Annotated in this window: 20 protein-coding genes; 12 read left to right on the top strand and 8 right to left on the bottom strand. The window is 65.1% G+C overall.

Going from position 1 to position 20,725, the window contains the following annotated elements:
* Positions 1-20 precede the first annotated feature (20 nt).
* The 5 genes from CAL18_RS08810 (at position 21) to ehuA (ending at position 4,389) form a co-directional block, all read left to right on the top strand.
* Positions 21-1,181 (top strand): ABC transporter substrate-binding protein, encoded by a 1,161-nt coding sequence (locus CAL18_RS08810; RefSeq protein WP_026641183.1) that lies wholly within the window; start codon positions 21-23, stop codon positions 1,179-1,181.
* 189 nt (positions 1,182-1,370) lie between these two features.
* Positions 1,371-2,297, top strand: coding sequence for an ectoine/hydroxyectoine ABC transporter substrate-binding protein EhuB (gene ehuB / locus CAL18_RS08805; protein WP_026641182.1), 927 nt, complete (start codon positions 1,371-1,373; stop codon positions 2,295-2,297).
* 3 nt (positions 2,298-2,300) lie between these two features.
* Positions 2,301-2,954 (top strand): ectoine/hydroxyectoine ABC transporter permease subunit EhuC, encoded by a 654-nt coding sequence (ehuC, locus tag CAL18_RS08800; protein ID WP_026641181.1) that lies wholly within the window; start codon positions 2,301-2,303, stop codon positions 2,952-2,954.
* Positions 2,951-3,622: an ectoine/hydroxyectoine ABC transporter permease subunit EhuD gene (ehuD, locus tag CAL18_RS08795; protein WP_026641180.1), complete on the top strand. Its 672-nt coding sequence runs from the start codon at positions 2,951-2,953 to the stop codon at positions 3,620-3,622. Before ehuC ends, ehuD begins: the two co-directional genes overlap by 4 nt.
* Positions 3,619-4,389 carry an ectoine/hydroxyectoine ABC transporter ATP-binding protein EhuA gene (gene ehuA / locus CAL18_RS08790; RefSeq protein WP_026641179.1) on the top strand — a complete coding sequence of 257 codons (771 nt, stop codon included), beginning with the start codon at positions 3,619-3,621 and terminating at the stop codon, positions 4,387-4,389. Before ehuD ends, ehuA begins: the two co-directional genes overlap by 4 nt.
* A gap of 56 nt (positions 4,390-4,445) precedes the next feature.
* Here ehuA and CAL18_RS08785 read toward each other — a convergent pair whose 3' ends face one another.
* Positions 4,446-5,120: a dUTP diphosphatase gene (locus tag CAL18_RS08785; protein WP_249278389.1), complete on the bottom strand. Its 675-nt coding sequence runs from the start codon at positions 5,118-5,120 to the stop codon at positions 4,446-4,448.
* 69 nt (positions 5,121-5,189) lie between these two features.
* The gene (locus CAL18_RS08780) at positions 5,190-5,690 is read right to left on the bottom strand and encodes a hypothetical protein (protein ID WP_094796709.1); all 501 of its coding nucleotides are present in this window, start codon (positions 5,688-5,690) and stop codon (positions 5,190-5,192) included.
* Between the two features lie 157 nt (positions 5,691-5,847).
* On the opposite strand from CAL18_RS08780, the gene CAL18_RS08775 reads away from it, so the two are divergent.
* The gene (locus CAL18_RS08775) at positions 5,848-6,897 is read left to right on the top strand and encodes a metal-dependent hydrolase (RefSeq protein ID WP_094817699.1); all 1,050 of its coding nucleotides are present in this window, start codon (positions 5,848-5,850) and stop codon (positions 6,895-6,897) included.
* Between the two features lie 10 nt (positions 6,898-6,907).
* Here the strand turns inward: CAL18_RS08775 and CAL18_RS08770 are convergent, their stop codons facing one another.
* Positions 6,908-7,366 (bottom strand): Lrp/AsnC family transcriptional regulator, encoded by a 459-nt coding sequence (locus tag CAL18_RS08770; protein ID WP_094817698.1) that lies wholly within the window; start codon positions 7,364-7,366, stop codon positions 6,908-6,910.
* Between the two features lie 173 nt (positions 7,367-7,539).
* Here CAL18_RS08770 and CAL18_RS08765 point away from each other — a divergent pair, with 173 nt between their 5' ends.
* Positions 7,540-8,511, top strand: coding sequence for a hypothetical protein (locus CAL18_RS08765; protein WP_094796707.1), 972 nt, complete (start codon positions 7,540-7,542; stop codon positions 8,509-8,511).
* An 18-nt stretch (positions 8,512-8,529) separates the two neighbouring features.
* On the opposite strand, the gene coaBC is transcribed toward CAL18_RS08765, so the two are convergent.
* The 4 genes from coaBC to CAL18_RS08745 are packed head-to-tail and all read right to left on the bottom strand — an operon-like array spanning position 8,530 to position 14,123.
* Positions 8,530-9,723 (bottom strand): bifunctional phosphopantothenoylcysteine decarboxylase/phosphopantothenate--cysteine ligase CoaBC, encoded by a 1,194-nt coding sequence (gene coaBC, locus CAL18_RS08760; RefSeq protein WP_026641173.1) that lies wholly within the window; start codon positions 9,721-9,723, stop codon positions 8,530-8,532.
* 55 nt (positions 9,724-9,778) lie between these two features.
* The gene (lspA, locus tag CAL18_RS08755) at positions 9,779-10,303 is read right to left on the bottom strand and encodes a signal peptidase II (protein WP_094817697.1); all 525 of its coding nucleotides are present in this window, start codon (positions 10,301-10,303) and stop codon (positions 9,779-9,781) included.
* Positions 10,304-10,306: 3 nt separating this feature from the next.
* Positions 10,307-13,168 (bottom strand): isoleucine--tRNA ligase, encoded by a 2,862-nt coding sequence (ileS, locus tag CAL18_RS08750; RefSeq protein ID WP_094817696.1) that lies wholly within the window; start codon positions 13,166-13,168, stop codon positions 10,307-10,309.
* Complete coding sequence (locus CAL18_RS08745; protein ID WP_026641170.1) at positions 13,158-14,123, bottom strand: bifunctional riboflavin kinase/FAD synthetase; 966 nt, start codon at positions 14,121-14,123, stop codon at positions 13,158-13,160. Before CAL18_RS08745 ends, ileS begins: the two co-directional genes overlap by 11 nt.
* Before the next feature lie 67 nt (positions 14,124-14,190).
* On the opposite strand from CAL18_RS08745, the gene purN reads away from it, so the two are divergent.
* Positions 14,191-14,844: a phosphoribosylglycinamide formyltransferase gene (gene purN, locus CAL18_RS08740; protein ID WP_094796705.1), complete on the top strand. Its 654-nt coding sequence runs from the start codon at positions 14,191-14,193 to the stop codon at positions 14,842-14,844.
* Positions 14,845-15,064: 220 nt separating this feature from the next.
* On the top strand, positions 15,065-16,393 hold the full coding sequence (locus CAL18_RS08735; protein ID WP_094817720.1) for an RsmB/NOP family class I SAM-dependent RNA methyltransferase: 1,329 nt from the start codon (positions 15,065-15,067) through the stop codon (positions 16,391-16,393).
* A gap of 8 nt (positions 16,394-16,401) precedes the next feature.
* Here CAL18_RS08735 and CAL18_RS19825 read toward each other — a convergent pair whose 3' ends face one another.
* On the bottom strand, positions 16,402-16,560 hold the full coding sequence (locus CAL18_RS19825; protein ID WP_155807786.1) for a hypothetical protein: 159 nt from the start codon (positions 16,558-16,560) through the stop codon (positions 16,402-16,404).
* Between the two features lie 388 nt (positions 16,561-16,948).
* Between CAL18_RS19825 and CAL18_RS08725 the strand changes: the two genes are divergently transcribed.
* From CAL18_RS08725 to CAL18_RS08715, 3 genes are read left to right on the top strand one after another with little or no spacing between them, the layout of a single operon-like run.
* Positions 16,949-18,142 carry a DesA family fatty acid desaturase gene (locus CAL18_RS08725; RefSeq protein WP_094796703.1) on the top strand — a complete coding sequence of 398 codons (1,194 nt, stop codon included), beginning with the start codon at positions 16,949-16,951 and terminating at the stop codon, positions 18,140-18,142.
* Positions 18,139-20,397, top strand: a complete 2,259-nt coding sequence (locus CAL18_RS08720) for a UvrD-helicase domain-containing protein (RefSeq protein WP_094817695.1) — start codon at positions 18,139-18,141, stop codon at positions 20,395-20,397. Before CAL18_RS08725 ends, CAL18_RS08720 begins: the two co-directional genes overlap by 4 nt.
* 4 nt (positions 20,398-20,401) lie before the next feature.
* Positions 20,402-20,707: a chorismate mutase gene (locus CAL18_RS08715; protein ID WP_026641165.1), complete on the top strand. Its 306-nt coding sequence runs from the start codon at positions 20,402-20,404 to the stop codon at positions 20,705-20,707.
* The last annotated feature ends 18 nt before the right edge of the window (positions 20,708-20,725 follow it).

Genomic DNA, 20,725 nt, shown 5'->3' with positions numbered 1-20,725 from the left:
ATTTCTGCCGGATACCCGCCATGTCCTCTTCGTTACTACGGTTGGCTGCCGCCGCCGCCACTATCCTGCCGATGCTGTCCTGGTCGGCCCGCGCCGAAGTCGTGATCGGGATCGACGTCTCGACCACGGGGCCAGCCGCCGCCATCGGCATCCAGACCAACAATGCCCTGCGCCTGTGGCCGCAGACGCTGGCAGGCCAGCCGGCGCGCTACATCGTGCTGGACGACGGCACCGATGTCAGCCGCGCCGTCAAGAACATCCGCAAGCTCACCTCCGAAGACAAGGTGGATGCGATCGTCGGACCCAACATCACCGCATCGGCACTGGCCGCCCTGGACGTACTTGCCGAGACGGGCACTCCCATGGTGGCCCTGGCCGCGTCGGCCGTCATCGTCGAGCCGCCGAGCGACCCCAAGCGGCGCTGGGCGTTCAAGATGCCGCAGAACGATTCCCTGATGGCCACGGCGCTGGTGGATGACATGCGTCGCAAGGGAATCAAGAGCGTGGCCTTCATCGGTTTCGCGGACTCTTACGGCGACAGCTGGCTCAGCGAATTCACCAAGGCGGCCGGCAGCGACATCAAGCTGGTGGCGCAAGAGCGGTTCCAGCGCAATGATGCATCCGTGATGGGCCAGGTGCTCAAGGCCATGGCGGCGCAGCCGGAGGCGATATTGATCGCCGGGTCTGGCACGCCTGCGGCCTTGCCTCAAAAGACCCTGGTGCAACGTGGCTACAAAGGGCCCATTTACCAGACGCACGGCATCGGCACGCTCGAATTCCTGCAGGTAGGCGGCAAGGATGTCGAAGGCACGCTGTTCCCCACGGGGCCGGGCGTCGTGGCGCGCGAACTGCCCGATGACAATCCGGTCAAGAAAGTGGCCGTGGAATTCGCGGACAAGTACGAGGCCCAGTATGGGGCCAATACCCTTACCCAGTTCGCCGGCGACGCGTATGGCGCCTGGATACTGCTCGATTCGGCGGTAGGGCGCGCGCTCAAGACGGGCGCCAAGCCGGGTACGCCGGAATTTCGCGCCGCGCTGCGCGATGCGCTCGAAAGTACGCAGGATCTGGTCGTGCCCAACGGGGTGCTCAACATCTCCAAAACCGATCATCAGGGCTTTGACGAGCGCGCCCGGGTCATGGGTGTGATACGAGACGGAAAGTTTTCCTACGCTCGGTAACGACCCTGATTCGCCGGGGCAGACGCCGCTTCAGGCGTGCTGCAACGGGCGAATCGTGAAAACTTTGCCCTTCAAGCAGGCCGCGCGCCTGCTTTTTTGTCGCCATATGGTTTGTGTTGAAATGATTGATTGACGTACTATTTCGCGTGAATTGGTTTTGTATATAACTATCTTCAATGGGAGCTGCGCATGTCACTTATTCTGGACAAAATGAAATGGGCCGTATTGGCAGTCAGTCTGGGGTTGTTGGCGGCATGCTCGGATTCGGCAGACGAAGAACCCGCCAAGGCTGCGTCCAATGAGCCGCCGCCGGCGACCCAAAGCACGCTGCAGGCCGCAAAAGAGGCGGGCAAGGTCCGTATCGGGTACGCCAACGAGGCGCCTTATGCCTATATGGACAGCGCCGAAAACCGCCTGACTGGCGAGGCCGTCGAGATCGCGCGCGTGGTGCTCAAGCGCATGGGCATCAACGAAGTAGAAGGCGTGCTGACAGAGTTCGGCTCGCTGATCCCCGGCCTGCAGGCCAATCGCTTCGACATTATTGCGGCGGGCATGTACATCACGCCCGAACGTTGCCAGCAGGCGACTTTTTCCAACCCCACCTACGGGGTGGGCGAAGCGTTCCTGGTGCAGAAAGGCAACCCCAAGAATCTGCACAGCTACGAAGACATCGCCAAGCAGGACGACGTGCGCCTGGGCGTGGTCGTGGGTGCGATCCAGAGCGAGTATGCGCGCAAGCTGGACATTCCGACCGACCGGGTAGTGGTGTTTCCCGATGTCGTGAGCGCGTTGTCCGGCGTGCAGGCCGGCCGGGCCGATGCCTATGGCGCCACCGCGCTGACCATTAACGACCTGATGAAGAAGTCGGCCACCGGCGACCTGGAAAAGGCCGAGCCGTTTACCGACCCGGTGATCGACGGCGAAAGCGTGCGCGGCTATGGCGCATTCGTTTTCCGCCCGGCCGACCAGGAATTCGTCGACGCGTTCAACGCCGAGCTGGCCAAGTTCATCGGTTCCGAAGAGCATGCGAAGCTGGTGGAGCCCTTCGGGTTTGGCAAGAACGAACTGCCCGGCGACGTGACGGCTGAAAAGCTGTGTGCGGCCAACGGCCAGTAACGCATGGCTATTACGCTAGAAGGCATGGCGGGGCTGCTGCCCCCCTTGCTCGATGGGCTGGCGATGACGCTGCGCATCACGATCGGAGCGGCTGCGCTGGCCGTTCCGATCGCGCTGCTGGCGGGCCTTGCACGCCTGTCGCCGCATCGCTGGATCCGCTGGCCGGCCACGACCTACGTTGAAGTATTCCGCGGCACATCGGCGCTGGTGCAATTGTTCTGGTTCTACTACGTGCTGCCCTTGTTCGGCATGAAGCTGCCCGCGGTCACAGTGGGCATTGTGGTGCTGGCCGCCAATGCAGGCGCGTACGGCGCCGAGGTGGTGCGTGGCGCCATCCAGGCGGTGGCGCCGGGGCAACGTGAAGCGGCGGTGGCGCTGAACATGACGTCGGCGCAGAGTATGCGGCGCATTGTGCTGCCGCAGGCCTTTCCGGCCATGTTGCCGCCCGCCGGCAATCTGCTGATCGAGCTGTTGAAGAACACCGCGCTGGTGTCGCTGATCACCATTACCGACCTGACATTCCGAGGGCAGATGCTCAGGGCCGAGACCCTGCGCACGACTGAAGTCTTCCTGCTCCTGCTGCTGCTGTATTTTGCCGTGGCGTTGGTGATTACTGCCGGCATACGCCTGCTCGAGCGGAGGTTCCGCGTCCGATGAAGCCCATTTTTGATTGGACTTTTGCCTGGGAAATACTGCCCGCATTGGGCTCGGCTTTGGTGATCACCGTGCAGGCCACGGCGCTGGGGATGTTGCTGGCCATCGTGCTGGGACTGGTGCTGGCCTTGCTGCGCCGGTCGCGCTTGCGCGTGATCTCGGCGCCGACGGCGCTGTTGATCGAGTTCGTGCGCAGCACGCCGCTGCTGGTACAGATGTATTTCCTGTTCTATGTACTGCCGCAAAGCGGGTTTCGGATGTCGCCGCTGGCCACCGGCATTCTGGCGCTGGGCGTGCACTATGCCGCGTACTGCGCCGAGGTCTACCGCGCCGGTTTGGAATCAGTGCCTCGTGGGCAGCTCGAGGCGGCTACGGCATTGAACATGTCGCCCTGGCGTACGGCAGTGGGCGTCGTCCTGCCCCAGGCTATTCCGCCTGTGGTGCCGGCGCTGGGCAATTACCTGGTGGCCATGTTCAAAGACACGCCGCTGCTGTCGGCCATTACGGTGGTAGAGCTGCTGCAGCAGAGCAAGATCATCGGATCGGCCACATTCCGCTATACCGAGCCGCTGACCCTGGTCGGGGCACTGTTCCTGGTGCTAAGCCTGGGCGCCGCCTGGGGCGTGCGCCGCCTGGAGGCGTGGTTGAAAAAATTTGGAGGTTCTCGATGAGCGCGAGCATCAGCCTGAAAAATCTGTGTAAACGCTATGGCGAGCTGGAGGTGCTGCGCGGCATCAACCTGGAAATTCCGGCGGGCCAGACGGTATCGGTCATCGGTCCGTCGGGCTCTGGAAAGTCGACGTTGCTGCGCCTGTTGATGACGCTGGACCGCCCCACCAGCGGCGAGATCCTGATCGACGGGCAGTCGATGTGGGTGGACGCCCAGGGGCGGCAGGCGGGGCCCAATTCGGCCCATGTGCGGCGCGTGCGCGGCAAGATTGGCATGGTGTTCCAGCACTTCAACCTGTTTCCGCACAAAACGGCGATGGGCAACGTGATGGAAGCGCCCATCTACGTAGAGGGCCTGTCGCGGGACGAGGCAGCGCAGCGCGCGCGCGAATACCTGGAACTGGTAGGCCTGGGCGACAAGCTGGACGCCTATCCCGCCCAGCTCTCGGGCGGCCAGAAACAACGCGTGGGCATTGCGCGGGCGCTGGCGATGCGTCCGGAAGTCATGCTGTTCGACGAGGTGACCTCGGCGCTGGACCCGGAGCTGGTGGGCGGCATCCTGCAGATCCTGCGCGATCTGGCGGCCCAGCGCACGATGACGATGATCATCGTCACGCACCAGATGGGTTTTGCCGAACGCAGTTCCGACCGCACCCTGTTCTTCGACCAGGGCAACGTGGTCGAAGATGCGGAGTCCAGCGTGTTGTTCTCGAACCCGCGCGAAGAGCGCACGCGCCAGTTCCTGCAGACGGTGATCGAGGCGGCCTGAGCGGGGCCGCCCGGGCGCCTGCGGCGGGAAGCCCAGGGCGCCTGCCCAAAGGGCCGTCAGCGCACTTTCGCGTAGGCCTCCGACAAGCCGCCGTGCAGGGCTTCGGCAAAATCGGCGCGCGTGGGGTCCAGGGCGGACATCAGGCGCGCCAGTACCACATTGTCTTCTTCGCCGTGCCACATCTTGATATAGGTGCCGGCCTGGTAACCGTTTTCCTGGCGGAAGATATTCAGTACGTTCTTGGAGACGTACTGATTGAAGGCTTCGTCCCAGGTGAGGCCGCAGCGCGCCATAGTGCATTCCAGCGTTTTGTAGCTGGCGCGTCCGCATACTGCCAGGCCGCCGATCAGCTCGAGCAATTGCGGCACATCGAGTGCTTCGAGCCTGTGCGGGTTGCCGTCGAGCACAATGGTGTCGGGGGCGGCCAGGTCGGCCACCAGCAGCAACGCCGCATCGGTTGCGCAGCCCTTGGCCGACACCAGTGTGTGAGACAGGTAAAAGTGCAGGATGTCGATGAGTTCCATCTGCACTTGCGGCAGGTCGGTGCTTTGCTTCTTCCACCATTTCCAGCCATAGTGTTCCAGCGCTTCTGCCGATTCCACGAAGGCGGCACGCAGGAATCGGGCGCCGCCGTCTATCCATTGTGGATTGATCAGGCTGTTGAGGCGGTCCTGCAGTTTCAGCATGGTTGCCGCTTGGGCTTCGGTCAGTCCGGCTGGGGTGTCGCTCACGAATGCTCCGCAATGTCAGTTGGCATGGCCGCCTTGGGCCCGGAATGTTAGCACCAGGCCGCGGCCCGGTCAGGCCCGCCCCTGGTCGCGCGGCGGCAGGGTGCTCAGCGGCGGCAAGGCAGGCAATGGCCGGCGGCGTTGTGCCGAACGCAGGCGGCTGCCGCCCTTGAGCAGCATGAACGCGCAGATTCCCAGGAACACTGCGGGAACCAGGTCGTCGAACTCCATCGGGTCGTACTCGAGCGCCAGCATGAGCAGCCGCACCGCGTGCCAGAGGGCAAAGGCGCCGGCGATGGTCAGGGCAAGCGCCACTCGTCGCTGCCCGGTGCGGGCGGCAAGGGTGGGGGGCGGCCTGCCGGCATCGCCCGGGGCCACGCCAGGCAGGGCGGCGGCGGGCGCCGGTGCGGACGGGGTGCCGTGAGACGTGGTGGCGCCGCGGCGGCCCCAGCCGCCCCTGTCGCTTGCTCGCGCCGGCTTCTGCAGCACCTGTCCGGGCGAGCCGGCCTGGCGATTCAGGGAGTCGATGTAGCGTACGTAATCGCCGTCTTCAGGTTCGCCATCGATGGCCATGGGTTCCGTTCCGAGTCAGTGGTATATCGCATGAGGCGCCACGACGTTGCAACAAACCGACGTGGCCGATGCGGTATCTTAACGCCTGCCATCGTGGCCGCGCCCGCCGGGATCGCCGGCCTGTCCATCAACAACCGCGCCACCTATCCCGACGACTATGGATTCTCTGACACAAGCGGTGCTGGGAGCCGGCATCCAGGGCAGCCTGATGGGCCGGTACCAGGGTCGCAAGGCCTTGCTGTACGGCGGCCTGCTTGCCACCTTGCCCGACCTGGATGTCCTGGTGAGCTACCCCGATCCGGTGTCGCTCATGACCTACCATCGCGGCTTTTCGCATTCCGTCTTCGTGCTGGGCGGCCTGGCTGCCGTGCTGGCATGGCTGATACGCAAGAAATGGCCGCATGCGCCCTACAGCGCCGGGCGCCTGTTCCTGACGCTGTTCCTGGTGCTGGTCACACACCCCGTCCTGGACGCGTTCACGGTGTATGGCACGCAGCTCTTCTGGCCGTGGCCCAGCGTGCCGGAAAGCTGGTCGGCGATGTTCATCATCGACCCGGTCTATACGGTGCCGTTGGCCCTGGCGGTATTGGCCGCTGCGATTTTCGGCTGCACGGGCGGGACGCGCCGCGCCCTGGCAATAGTGTTGATGCTGGGCACGGTGTACCTGGGCGTGGCCCTGGCAGGGCGCTGGCACGCAGAAGAGCGGGTCAGGCAGGCGCTGTTGCAGCAAGGCGTGCGCCCGACTGCCGTGCTGGCAACCCCCATGCCGTTCAATATTTTGTTGTGGCGCGTGCTGGCCAAAGACGGCCACGGTCAGTACTACGAAGCCGTAAGCGGCTGGCTCGACAGACATCCCCCCGAAATGCTGGCGCTGCCGCTGCACCTGGCGCAGCGGCCCATTCTGGACGGGGTGGCATTGCACGATCGCCTGCGCTGGTTCACGGACGATTGGCTGCGCTACGACGTGATCGGCGACGCCCTGGTGGTGACCGACCTGCGCATGGGTGTGGCCGGCTATTACACCTTTCGATTCGTGATGGCCGAGCGCGGCGCCGATGGACGCTGGCATCCCGTGGTGCCGCGCCGGTGGCCGAGCGGGCGCGGCGGATGGCCGCAGATGCAGTTGCTGCTGGCGCGCATCTTCGACAGCAGCACGCCGTTGCCGCTGGCCGAATGGGCCGCCTACGCCGCGCGGGCGCTGCCGTAAGCGCCGCGCGCTACATCAGTATGCCGGGCTCGTGCTTGATGGTCTGCATCACGATGTGCGTATAGAACGCCTGGACGTTGTCGTCTCGTTCGAACAGCCGGTCGGCCAACGCCAGGTAATCGTCCATGTCGCGCATATGGGCGATCAATACGCAACTGACGTCGCCGGTGACCATATAGCATTGCGTGACGGTCGGTTCGATACGCACGCGCGCAAGAAAGTCCAGCCGGTGAACCGTGCCATGCCGCGCGAATTCCACGGTGACAATGGCGGTCAATCCATGGGCGACCCGGGCGGGGTCCACCACGGCCACGATGCGCCGAATGATGCCTTGCTTTTTTAGCCGGGCAACGCGCCGCAGGCAGGCCGAGGGCGACAGGCCCACGCGCGCTGCGAGCGCGGCGTTGGAAAGGTCGGCATCACGCTGCAGTTGCGCCAGGATGCGCACGTCCAGGTTGTCCAGGGTCATATTGGGTTTTCAGGCTAGCGGGGTCGCACGCCCGCCGGTGCGCGCGTGCATTGGGCGATTCGTGCAGTTTCAAGGCAACTTAGCACAATAATCGTGCGTGATACACAATAAAATGCGTCCTAATTTCGCGGCGGCTGCCTTATGCTGGTGCCCCGACTCTCATTGCATACTGGATGTTCCCCGTGCCGTATCTCGTCAACCTGTGGCGCCGCAGCCGGCGCTTGTTCCTGGTCCTGGTAAAGGTGATGCTGCCGGTCATGGCGCTGGTCCAGGTCATGCAGTGGCTGGGTTGGGTCGACGCTCTGGGTCGTGTCATCGCGCCCGCCATGGGGCTGCTGAATCTGCCGCCCGAGGCCGGCATGATCTGGGTGGCGGGCATGTGCGTGGGGGTGTATGGCGCCATTGCCGCCATGATCAGCCTGGCGCCGACACTGGATTTCACCGCGGCCCAGTTGAGCGCCTTGTGCGCCATGGTGCTGTTTGCGCACGGTCTGCCGGTGGAGCAGGCCATCGTGCGCCGCGCCGGCGCGAGCTTCTGGGCAACGGGCGCGCTACGCGTGGGGGCGGCCGTCCTGTATGCGGCCATCGTGGGGTGGGCCTGCAGTTGGGGCGGCTGGTTGCAAGACCCGGTTTCCCTGGGTTGGCTGCAGGGTTCGGCCCTGGAGGGGGAACCCGCCGGCAGCGGCCTGATGGCCTGGCTGCAGAGCACCGCCGTGTCGTTGCTGATTACATACGGAGTGATTGTCGCGCTGTTAGTACTGCTCGACATCTTCGACCGGACCGGGCTGACCCGTGCCATTACGGCCCTGTTGATGCCGTTGTTGCGCCTGTCGGGCCTGAACGCCCAGGTTGCTCCGGTGACCACCGTGGGCGTCCTCCTGGGCTTGAGCTACGGCGGCGCGCTCATCATTGAAGAGGCTGACAAGAACGAACTGTCGGCGCGCACGCGCTTTTTGGCGCTGGCCTGGATTTCGCTGTCGCACTCGCTTATCGAAGATACCGCGCTGCTGCTGACGCTGGGCGCGGATATCTGGATCATCCTGGTGGGGCGCGTGGCCCTGACCCTTGCCATCGTGGCGCTGCTGGCGCGGGTGATCAAGGGAGACGGGCCCGCCGATGCCCGGCTCAGCCCGGCCGCAGGCTGAATGCGCAAGCAGGCGCGCTCAGGGCAGGCGCGCCGCGATTTCCGCGATGAGCCTGCGCGCGGCCTCGAGCTTGGAGCCCGCCGGCAACGGGTGGGGGCCGTTGGCGTCGAACAGCACCAGTTCGGTGGTGTCTGCGTCCATGACCTTGTGGGCCAGGTTGCCCACCAACAGGGGGATGCCCTTGCGCAGGCGCTTGGCCTCGGCATGTTCGGCCAGTTTTTCGGTTTCGGCCGCAAAGCCTACGCACCATGGTCCATTGGGCAGCTTGGCGACTTCGGCCAGGATATCCGGGTTGGGCTCGAATTCGAGCACGGGCGCGCCGCCGCCTTCGGTGGTTTTCTTCAGTTTCTGATCGCTGACGTTTTTCACGCGCCAGTCGGCCACGGCTGCTACCGCGATAAATACGTCGGCGTCGTGCGCGTTGGCCATGACGGCGTCGTGCATCTGGCGCGCGGTGGTCACCGACAGCGCGGTGACGCCACGCGGGATGGGCAGGGCGGTCGCGCCGGTTACCAGCGTGACCCGCGCGCCGGCTTCGCGCGCGGCCCGCGCCAATGCGTAACCGGTCTTGCCCGACGAGCGGTTGCTCAGCACACGCACGGGGTCCACGGGTTCGGAAGTAGGCCCGGCGGTCAGCAGCAGGTGACGGCCGGCCAGCACCTTGGGTTGGAAAAAGGCAATCAGGTCGACCAGCAGCTCGTGCGCTTCAAGCATGCGGCCGTCGCCGGTTTCGCCACAGGCCTGCTCGCCGGACGCCGGCCCCAGCACGGTGATGCCGTCGGCCCGCAGTTGCGCCACATTGCGTTGAGTCGCGGGGTTGGCCCACATCTCGCGGTTCATGGCGGGAGCCACCAGCAGCGGGCAGGCGCGCGCCAGGCACAGCGTAGAGAGCAGGTCGTCGGCCATGCCGTACACCAGCTTGGCCATGAAGTCGGCGCTGGCCGGCGCCACGAGCACAGCGTCGGCGCCGCGGGTCAGTTCGATATGCGCCATGTTGTTGCCGATGCGCGCATCCCAGGCGTCGACATACACCGGCCGTCCGGACAGGGCCTGCATGGTGACCGGCGTAATGAAATGGGTGGCGGCTTCTGTCATGACGACATCGACCACGGCCCCCTGTTCCGTCAGGCGCCTGACCAGCTCGGCGATCTTGTAGCAGGCGATGCCGCCAGTCAGGCCGAGGACGATGCGTTTGCGGGCAAGATCAAGCATGGAGGGCCGGCGGGCGAGCGCCGTCAGTCAGGGCGGTGAAAGGAATGAAGTGATTTTAAGCGTTGCGGGAGCGGCGCGTGCGCAACAGTTCGTCCAGCACCAGCAGTACGGCGCCGCACGTGATGCTGATGTCCGCCACGTTGAACGCCGGGTAGTACCAGTCTTTCCAGTAGAAAAGCAGGAAATCGATGACGTGCCCGTAGGCCAGGCGGTCGATCACGTTGCCCAGCGCGCCGCCCAGAATCAGCGTCAGCGCCAGGCAGAAACGCGGCTGTTCACGGTGGCGCCGAAGCATCCAGACGATGATGACCGCGGCCACGATCCCCAGCGTCGTGAAGAACCAGCGTTGCCAGCCGCCTTCGGATGCCAGGAAACTGAAGGCCGCCCCGCGGTTGTACATCAACGTGAAGTCGAACACCGGCAGTACATTCAGGCGCTCGCCGTATTCGAAGGCCGCGTCGAAATACAGCTTGGTGACCTGGTCCAGGATGATTATCGCCGCCGCCAGCGCCAGCCAATGCCCGATATGGGGCGTACGGCTGGACGGGGCGGGGGCTTTGCCGGCTGCAGTGGCAGCCATGCGTCAGGCCTTCTCGCGCGGTTCGCCCGCGCCGAACAGGTTGCTGACACAACGGCCGCAGATCTCCGGATGGTCGGCATGGCTACCCACATCCAGGCGCCAATGCCAGCAGCGCTCGCATTTCTGGTGCGCCGAGGGCGCGATTTCGATGCGCAGCTCGCCCTCGCCGGCATGTACGGTTGCGCGCGAGACAATCAGGACGAAACGCAGGTCGTCGCCCAGACTTTGCAGCAATTCAAGATCGGCGCCATGGGCATACACGTCGACTTCGGCCTGCAGCGACGAACCGATGCCGCCGGCGGTACGCACTTCTTCGAGCTTGCGCTGGACCTCGGCACGGATCGTGCGCAGGCGCGCCCACTTCTGCAGCAAGGCGTCGCTGTCGGCGTCCGGCGGCAAGGTGTGATAAACCTCGGTGAAAATGGTGACACGCCCCGCATCTGCCTGGTTGCGCAAGGCAGAGTCGGCCAGCACCTTCCAGGCTTCTTCGGCGGTGAACGACAGGATAGGCGCCATCAGCTTGAGCAGCGCCTGCGTGATCTCGGCCAGGGCCGTCTGTGCCGAGCGCCGTGCGCGGCTGTCGGCGGCCGTGGTGTACAGCCGGTCTTTGAGGATATCCAGGTAGAACGCGCCCAGGTCTTCCGAACAGAAAGTCTGCAGGCGCGCCACCGCAGGGTGGAAGTCGTAGCGTTCGCAATGCGCCACGACTTCGGCCTGCATCTGCGCCGTCATTGCAAGCGCGTACCGGTCGATTTCCAGCAGCTCGCCATAAGGCACCGCCTGGCCCACGGCGTCGAAGTCGGCCAGGTTGGCCAGCAGGAAGCGCAGCGTGTTGCGGATGCGCCGATAGCCTTCGACCACCCGCTTGAGGATCTCGTCGGAAATGGAGAGCTCGCCGGAATAGTCGGTGGATGCCACCCACAGGCGCAGGATCTCGGCACCCAGCGAGTCGGAAACCTTTTGCGGGGCAATCACATTGCCCACCGACTTGCTCATTTTGCGGCCCTGGCCATCGACGACGAACCCGTGCGTCAGCAAGCCTTTGTAGGGGGGCTGCCCATACAGCATGCAGCCGGTCAGCAACGACGAATGGAACCAGCCGCGGTGCTGGTCCGAGCCTTCCAGGTAAAGGTCGGCCGGCCACGCCAGTTCGGCGCCGTGCGAGCCGCCCAGTACCTGGTCTTTGCCGCCCAGTACGGTGGCGTGGGTAGTTCCGGAATCGAACCACACATCGAGCGTGTCGCGGTTCTTTTCGTATTGATCGGCCTCGTCGCCCAGCAATTCGCGGGGGTCCAGCGCCTGCCAGGCTTCGATGCCGTGCTTTTCGACGCGCTGGGCCACCTGTTCGAGCAGTTCGGGCGTGCGGGGGTGCAGCGCGCCCGTTTCCTTGTGCACGAAGAAGGCCATCGGCACGCCCCACTGGCGTTGCCGCGACAGCGTCCAGTCGGGGCGGTTTGCGATCATGGCGTGCAGCCGCGCGCGTCCCCAGGCGGGGTAGAACGCCGTGGCCTCGATGCCGGCCAGGGCCGTCTCACGCAGCGTGGGGCCGCCGTCGGCAGGCTTGACGTCCATGCCGGCAAACCACTGGCTGGTGGCGCGGAAGATCACCGGCGTCTTGTGGCGCCAGCAATGCATATAGCTGTGGGGCAGCTTCTGTACATGCATGAGCGAGCCGGCCGCCTTCAGGGCGTCGACGATGCGAGGATTGGCATCCCAGATCGACAGCCCGCCGAACAACGGCAAGCTTTCCGCATATTTGCCATCGCCCAGCACGGGATTGAGGATGTCGTCGTCGGCCAGCCCATGCGCCTTGCAGGATACGAAGTCCTCGATACCGTAGGCGGGCGCGGAATGCACGACGCCGGTGCCGGTATCCAGCGTGACATAGTCCCCCACGTAAACAGGCGAGCTGCGGTCATAGCCGGCGTCGGCCTGGGCCAGCGGATGATGAAAGCGCAGGCCCGCCAGCGCCGCCCCGGTAGCCGTGGCGATCACTTCGCCCTGCAGGCCCCAGGCCTGCAGGCAGGGCTCGACACGTTCGCGCGCCAGCAGCAAAAGCGGGCCATGCGCGGGAACCGGCGTGACGCGGACCAGCGCGTAGTCGATTTCCGGATGCACGTTCAAGGCCTGGTTGGCGGGGATGGTCCAGGGGGTGGTCGTCCAGATCACTACCGCGCCATCGTCTACCGAAGGCAGGCCGAACGCCTGGGCCAGCGCCGGTTTGTCGGCGAACGGAAAGGCCACGTCGATGGCAGGGTCGACGCGGTCCGCGTATTCGACCTCTGCCTCTGCCAGCGCCGAGCCGCAATCAAAACACCAGTTCACCGGCTTCAGCCCGCGGAACAGATACCCCTTTTGCAGGATGTTGCCCAGCGCGCGGATTTCATTGGCCTCGTTGGCGTGGTTCATGGTCAGGTACGGGCGGTCCCATTCGCCCAATACGCCGAGCCGCTTGAAGTCCTTGCGCTGCCGGTCGATCTGCTCAAGCGCATAGGCGCGCGCTTTGGCCTGCACCTCGGTCACGGGCAGATGCTTGCCGTATTTTTTTTCGATCTGGATCTCGATCGGCATGCCGTGGCAGTCCCAACCGGGCACGTAGTGCGCATCGTAGCCCGCCATGTTGCGGCTCTTGACGATGATGTCCTTCAGGATCTTGTTGACCGCGTGGCCGATGTGGATATCGCCGTTCGCATAGGGCGGCCCGTCATGCAGAACAAAGCGAGGGCGCCCGCGGCTGGCCGCTCGGATGGCCTGGTAGACGTGGTTTTCTTCCCACTGGGCAACCCAGGCGGGTTCGCGCTTGGCGAGATCCCCCCGCATGGGAAAAGGGGTGTCGGGCAGGTTGAGGGTTTTTTTATAGTCCATGAACGGCAAAATAGGCGCGCGCATTTCGCGCGTCTTCGGCGATGGCGGCAGTCAGGGAAGGGAGATCAGGAAATTTTTCTTCGTCCCGCAGTTTGTGCAGGAACTCGACTCGCACGAGTTTACCGTATGCGTCGGCCCCCCCATCGAGCAGGTGTGCCTCGAGCAGCACCCGCCCGCCATCTTCGACAGTGGGGCGCACGCCCAGGCTGGCGACTGCCGGCCGGGGCTGGTCGCCCAGCCCGTGCACGCGCACGACATAGATGCCCGACCGTGCGGCGCAACGGGCGGCCACGCGCAGGTTCAGGGTGGGAAAGCCCAGGGTGCGGCCCAGTTTCTGGCCGTGGACGACATGGCCGCTGATCTGGAACGGCCGGCCCAGCAGGTCCTGGGCGCGGGCGATGTCGCCCACCGCCAGCGCGGTGCGTACCTCCGAGCTCGACACGCGATGGCCATGGTCGTCTGTCACGTCAGCCAGCGTCTGCACCTCGAAGCCATGCACCATGCCGGCCTCGCGCAACAGGTCGATGTCGCCGCTGCGCTTGCGGCCGAAGCGGAAATCTTCGCCCACCAGGAGCCACCGCGTGCACAGCCGGTTTACCAGCAGGTCTTCAATGAATGCGTTGGCCGACATATCGGCCAGCCGGGCGTCGAAGCGTTCGATCAGCACCTGCTGCATGCCGTGGCATGCCAGCGCCTCGAGCTTGTCGCGCAGCCCGGAAATGCGGGTGGGAGCGAGTTCGGGGCGCTGGTTCAGCCGGGCGAAATACTCGCGGGGATGCGGCTCGAACGTCATGACGCCTGGCACCAGGCCGCGCTCGAGGGCCACCTGCCTGACGCGCGCCAGGATGGCCTGGTGGCCGCGATGGACACCATCGAAATTGCCGATGGTCAGGGCGCATGGCGCGCGCCGCGAGGCGGGCGGCGCGGATCGGTAGAAGTGCAGCGAGGTTTTCACGACCGAGAGTTTACAATTTTGGGTTGGCGTGCCTTCGGAATCATTTATCTTGCCTGAATCTTCACCCATGACGTCCCGGCGCCGGCTGGTCATCCTGATATCCGGACGGGGCAGCAATATGCAAGCCCTGGTGCAGGCCTGCCGCGACCAGGCGTGGCCGGCCGAGGTCTGCGCGGTCATCGCCAGCCGGCCCGACGCACAGGGGCTGGAATGGGCCCGCGAGCAGGGTATTGCCACCGGTGCACTGCACCACAAGGATTTTCCCTCGCGCGAAGCCTTCGACACCGCGCTCGCCGCGGAAATCGACCGGTACCGGCCCGATTATGTTGTGCTCGCCGGTTTCATGCGGGTGCTGACGCCGGCGTTCGTCAACCACTACGCCGGGCGGCTGGTAAATATCCATCCTTCGCTGTTGCCCATGTTCCCGGGCTTGCATACCCACGCCCAGGCGCTGGCAACGGGCGTGCGCCTGCACGGGTGTACCGTCCACTTTGTCACGCCGGTACTGGATCACGGGCCCATCATCGCCCAGGGTTGCGTGCCGGTGCTGGCCGGCGATACGCCCGATGCCCTTGCACAGCGCGTGCTCGAGGTTGAACACCGTGTGTATCCGGCGGCGGTGCGCTGGCTTGCCGAGGGGCGGGTGCGCCTGACGGCCGACCAGCGGGTGGAAGTCGAGGGCGAGCCGCCTCGCTTGTTCACAGGAAGCGGGATGGGCTGACCGCCCGATGCCTTATCCTTCAGTGTTATGACCGGCCCGCATGTTTCGTTCGGGCCCCACTGGAATCACCATGACCAAGAATTCTGTTTCCCGGCAGCCCGCCACTTCGCGCCCCGCGCGAGGCGGACAGCGCCGCGCGCCGGCCGGCCGGGGGGCAAACCCCGCTGCAATCCATCCGCGCACCCCGCTGGCCGCCATCCGTATCGATCAGGTGCAGCGTGTGCTGGGCGAACTCCTGCAATGGCGCTATCCCGCCGACGCGGTGCTGTCGCACTGGTTCCGCGCGCATCCCGCCCTGGGCGGACGCGACCGCGCCGAAGTCGCCGAAGCGGTCTTCAATGTGCTGCGCAACCTGCGCAAATACCGGCAGCTGGCTGAAAGCGGCAGCGGGGCGGCATCCCGGCGGCTGGCCATTCTGGGCCTGGCGGCCACGTTGGGCACAGGCGCACTGCGGGACGGGCTGGGGGCCGAAGAAGATCAATGGCTGCAGCGCGTCGACCGCATCGATCCGGCGACGCTGCCGCGTGCGGTACGCGCCAGCATGCCCGACTGGCTGGACGAACGGCTGGGCCAGCTGGACGATGCCGAAGGCCTGATGGCCGCGCTCAATGTGCCTGCGCCCCTGGATCTGCGCGTGAACCCCTTGAAAGCCGAACGCGACGCCGCGCTGGCTGCGCTGATCGACAGCCCTGCGGGCCGTTACGATCCCCGTCCCACGCCGCATTCCCCCTGGGGCATTCGCCTGGCCGGCCGTCCGGCGGTCAACCGCTGGCCGCAGTTCGAAAATGGCAGTATCGAAGTCCAGGACGAGGGCAGCCAGCTCCTGGCGCTTCTGGTTGGCCCGCGCCGGGGCGAGATGATCATCGATTTCTGCGCGGGCGCGGGCGGCAAGACCCTGCTGCTGGGGGCGCTGATGCGCTCTACCGGCCGCTTGTATGCGTTCGATGTGTCGGCGGCGCGCCTGGCCCGCGCCAAGCCGCGGTTCGCCCGCAGCGGCCTGTCCAACGTGGTCCCGGTGGCCATCGACAGCGAAAACGATGCGCGCGTCAAGCGCCTGGCGGGCAAGGCGCAACGTGTGCTGGTCGATGCGCCGTGCAGCGGCATCGGCACGCTGCGGCGCAACCCCGACCTGAAATGGCGACAACACCCCGAGGCGCTGGCCGAACTATGTGCCCTGCAGGCTCGCATCCTGGCCAGCGCGGCGCGTTGCGTAGCTCCTGGCGGGCGGTTGGTATACGCCACCTGCAGCCTGCTGCCCGAAGAAAATGAAGCCCAGGCTGCGCAGTTCCTGGCCGCCCATCCCGGGTTCGAGCTGATCGATGGCGCGGCGCTGCTGCAGGCGCGGTGCCCCGATCTGGCTATCTCCGGTCCGTACGTGCGGCTGCGCCCCGACCTGCATGGCACCGACGGCTTCTTTGCCGCGGTTTTCGAACGCAAGAAAGTGGGTGCCGGGCAGGATGCCGGCGCGGCCGTGGTGTCGGATGCCGCTGCCGCCGAAACGACGGATCCCGCTGCCGCCGAAACGACGGATCCCGCCACGTCTGCGTAGCGGGCCCGCTACCTGGGTCGGGCGGGCGCGGGGCGCGGCATGACACGTATGGCGGCGTCGATCTCTCTGGGGGCGGCGCCGCGCGCCTGGTACGTGACTTCCCATGCCATCGTGTCGCTGCCCGGTTGCAGCGCCTGGTAGCGGATCTGCACGGCAGGTACCGCCATGGTCCCGCAGCGGCCTCCCGTCTGTACGACTTGCCGTTGGAGTTTTACAACGGTCGCGCGCCCCAGGCGCGGTTTTTCCCCCAGTCGCACCCGGGGGGCGGCCAGTGCCTGGCAGCTTCCCCGGTCGATCTCGTAATACGTGCCCAAGGGCAGTTCCTGGCCCTGCGTAACCGCAGTGTTCAGGTCCGCCGCTTGCGTCGCTGTAACGCACAGACATAACAAGAAAAGGGGTCGCATGGCGCGGACAGTGTGCAGCAGTATTATCGAAGAGTGCAAGGCTTAGTCCTTGATTTGTCATTGAAAACTATTTTGAAAACCGGCTGTCCTAAGCCAACCAGGTAGGCTAAACTCCCTGGCATTCTTTTCTGCGAGGGTCGCAAAAAGCTTTATGGATCAATTCCTTTCCTTTCTTTCCGGGGGCTTAGCCCAAGCCACGTGGTGGCAGATCGTCCTGTACACGTTGGCCCTGACCCATGTCACCATCGTGTCGGTCACGATCTTCCTGCACCGCAGCCAGGCGCACCGCGGCCTTGATCTGCATCCGGCAGTCATGCACTTCTTCCGGTTCTGGCTCTGGCTGACCACCGGCATGGTCACGAAGGAATGGGTTGCCATCCATCGCAAGCACCACGCCAAATGCGAGAAAGAAGGCGACCCGCATTCGCCCATGCTGTTCGGCGTCTGGAAGGTGCTGTTTCGTGGCGCCGAGCTGTACCGCCTGGAATCCAATAATAAAGAAACCATGGCCAAGTTCGGCCACGGCACGCCCGACGACTGGCTCGAGCGCAACCTGTATTCCAAGCACAGCCTGATGGGCGTGCTGATCATGCTGGGCATCGACGTCGCGCTGTTCGGCGCCGTCGGCCTGACGGTGTGGGCCGTGCAGATGGCCTGGATCCCCTTCTGGGCGGCTGGCGTGGTCAACGGCATCGGCCATTATTGGGGCTACCGCAACTACAACAGCCCCGATACCAGCACCAACGTGTTTCCGTGGGGCATCGTGATCGGCGGCGAAGAGCTGCACAACAACCACCATGCGCACGGCACTTCGGCCAAGTTCTCGGCCAAGTGGTACGAATTCGACATCGGCTGGTGCTATATCAGCGTGCTCAAATTCTTCGGCCTGGCCAAGGTCAAGAAGGTTGCGCCCAAGCTCAAGCTCGAATCCAGCGCCAAGGCCATCGACCTGCGCACGCTGCAAGGCGTCATCACGCACCGCTACGAAGTCATGGCGCGCTATGCCGACATCGTCAAGACCGCTGTGCGCGAAGAGCTTGCCAAGCGCCAGTCGGCCCAGGATGAATCCGTCTCGCGCCTGCAACGCGTGCGCCGCTGGCTGCATCGCAACGAAGAAGTGCTGCAACCCGAGCAGCGTGCCGAGGTCGACCAGGCCATCGCACAGAACACGGCCCTGGCAACGCTGGTGCAGATGCGCCGCGAACTCGGCCGCCTGTGGGAAAGTTCCAGTGCCAGCAGCGAACAACTGCTGCACGACCTGCAGGCCTGGTGCCAACGCGCCCAGCAAAGCGGCATCGCCGGGCTCGAGCAATTCGCGCATCGCCTGAGCCGCTACGCGGCATGATGCTAGAGAAGCTCAATCCTGAACAACGTGCCGCCGTAACGCTCGAACCGCAGCATGCCCTGGTCCTGGCCGGGGCGGGCAGCGGCAAGACCCGGGTGCTCACCACCCGCATGGCCTGGCTGATTCAAACCGGCCAGGCCAGTCCTTTTGGGCTGCTGGCGGTCACGTTCACCAACAAGGCTGCGCGCGAGATGGTTGCTCGCATGTCGGCCATTTTGCCGATCGACACGCGCGGCCTCTGGATCGGTACATTCCACGGCCTGTGCAACCGCCTGCTGCGTGCGCACCACCGCGACGCCGGACTGCCGCAAACGTTCCAGATCCTCGACACGGCAGATCAACTGGCTGCAATCAAGCGCCTGCTCAAGGCCAATGGCCTGGACGACGACAAATATCCGCCGCGGGACGTGCAGCGCTTCATCAACGGCGCCAAAGAAGACGGCCAGCGCCCGGCGGATGTGCAGGCCTACGACAGCCACCAGCGCAGGCTGGTCGAAATCTATCAACTGTACGAAGCCCAGTGCCAGCGCGAGGGCGTGGTGGATTTCGCCGAGCTGCTGTTGCGCGCGTACGAATTGCTCAGCCGCAATGCCCCCGTGCGCGAACACTATCAGCGGCGCTTTCGCCACATCCTGGTCGACGAGTTCCAGGACACCAATACGCTGCAATACCAGTGGCTGAAGCTGCTGGCCGGCGGCGGCGCCGCCATCTTTGCCGTGGGCGACGACGACCAATCCATCTACGCATTCCGTGGCGCCAATGTCGGCAACATGGCCGACTTCGAGCGCGACTACGCGCGCGGCACCGTCATCCGCCTGGAGCAGAACTATCGCTCGTACGGGCATATCCTGGATTCCGCCAATGCGCTCATCGGCCATAACAGTGGCCGCCTGGGCAAGAACCTCTGGACGGAACAGGGAGAAGGCGAGCCGGTGCGCGTGGTCGAACAGCCCACAGACGGCCTCGAGGCGCAGTGGGTCGTCGACGAAGTGCGGTCACTTATCAACGAAGGCAGCCTGCGACGCGAAATCGCCGTGCTGTACCGCAGTAACGCCCAATCGCGCGTGCTGGAGCACGCGCTGTTCTCTGCCGGCATCCCGTACAAGGTGTATGGCGGGTTGCGCTTTTTCGAGCGTCAGGAAATCAAGCACGCACTGGCCTACCTGCGTCTGATGGCCAACCCCCATGACGACACGTCTTGGATGCGGGTCGTCAATTTTCCTACGCGCGGCATCGGAGCGCGCACGCTCGAATTGCTGGCCGATGCGGCGCGCGCGCAAGATTCCAGCCTGTTCGGGGCCGTGGCCCGAGTGCCGGGCAAAGGCGGCGCCAACCTGGCGCAATTCGCCCAGTTGATCGGACGCCTGGCGCACGAAACACAAGACCTTCCGCTGCCCGAGCTGGTCGGCCACATGCTCGAGGCGAGCGGGCTGATCGCTCACTACAAGACCGAGCGCGAGGGTGCCGAGCGCCTTGAAAACCTTAACGAACTGGTCACCGCGGCGGCCGTATTCGCCTCGGAAGAGAACTACGAGGGGCTGCCGGCGGGGCGTGTGCCCGACCTGGGGCCGGATGTGCCTTCAGATGGCCTGACGCCCCTGGCGGCCTTCCTGGCCCACGCGGCGCTCGAGGCCGGCGACAACCAGGCACAGGCCGGTCAGGACGCTGTCCAGCTCATGACCGTCCATGCAGCCAAGGGGCTGGAATTCGACGCGGTGTTCATCACCGGCCTCGAAGAGGGCCTGTTTCCGCACGAAAACAGCATTCTCGAGCCCGCCGGCCTTGAGGAAGAGCGGCGCCTGCTGTACGTGGCGATCACCCGCGCCCGCCAGCGCCTGTATCTCAGCCTGGCCCAGAGCCGCATGTTGCACGGCCAGACGCGCTATGCAATGCGCTCGCGCTTTCTGGACGAAATCCCCGAGCAGCACTTGAAATGGCTGACGCCCCGCATGGGGTCGATACCCGCGCAGAGCGGCTTTGGCGATTCAGGCTGGGCGAGCCGCGGCGACGCTTTCGGCCGCCGGTCTACCGGCACGATCTCGCCTCGCCAGCCCAGGGGAGTCACCAGCGGGGTCACCGTCGGCGACAGGCAGTATCGTATCGGGCAGGGGGTGCGGCATGCGCGCTTTGGCGACGGCACCATCATCGGCTTGAGCGGCGCGGGCCAGGACGCACAGGCTCAGATCCAGTTTCGCGACGTGGGCGCCAAGACCTTGGCGCTGGGCATCGCCAAACTGGACATCATCCAGGGGTAGGCACATGGGCAGCAGCGACGACACCCAAACCGAATTGGCGGCTCTGCGCGCCGAAGTCGACGAGATCGATCAACAGATCATGCTGCTGTTGGGCGTGCGGTTTCGCTGCACCGACATGATCGCCGAACTCAAGCAGGCGGGCGGGCTGGATCCCTTTGATCAAGAGCGCGCTCAACAGCAGCTCGAGCGTATCCGCGATGTTGCCATCGACGCCGGCGTGCCTCCTGATCTTGCCGTGACGATCCTGCGTGCCATTATCGATGTGGTCGTGGCCGATCATCGCCAGCAGCGCGATCGTCCGTACTCGTAACGCGGCCCGCATGGCGCA

Source organism: Bordetella genomosp. 7, assembly GCF_002261415.1.
Classification (GTDB): Bacteria; Pseudomonadota; Gammaproteobacteria; order Burkholderiales; family Burkholderiaceae_B; genus Bordetella_A.
The sequence above is the reverse complement of the archived record's forward strand: the minus strand, read 5'-3'. Positions and strand labels throughout refer to the sequence as shown.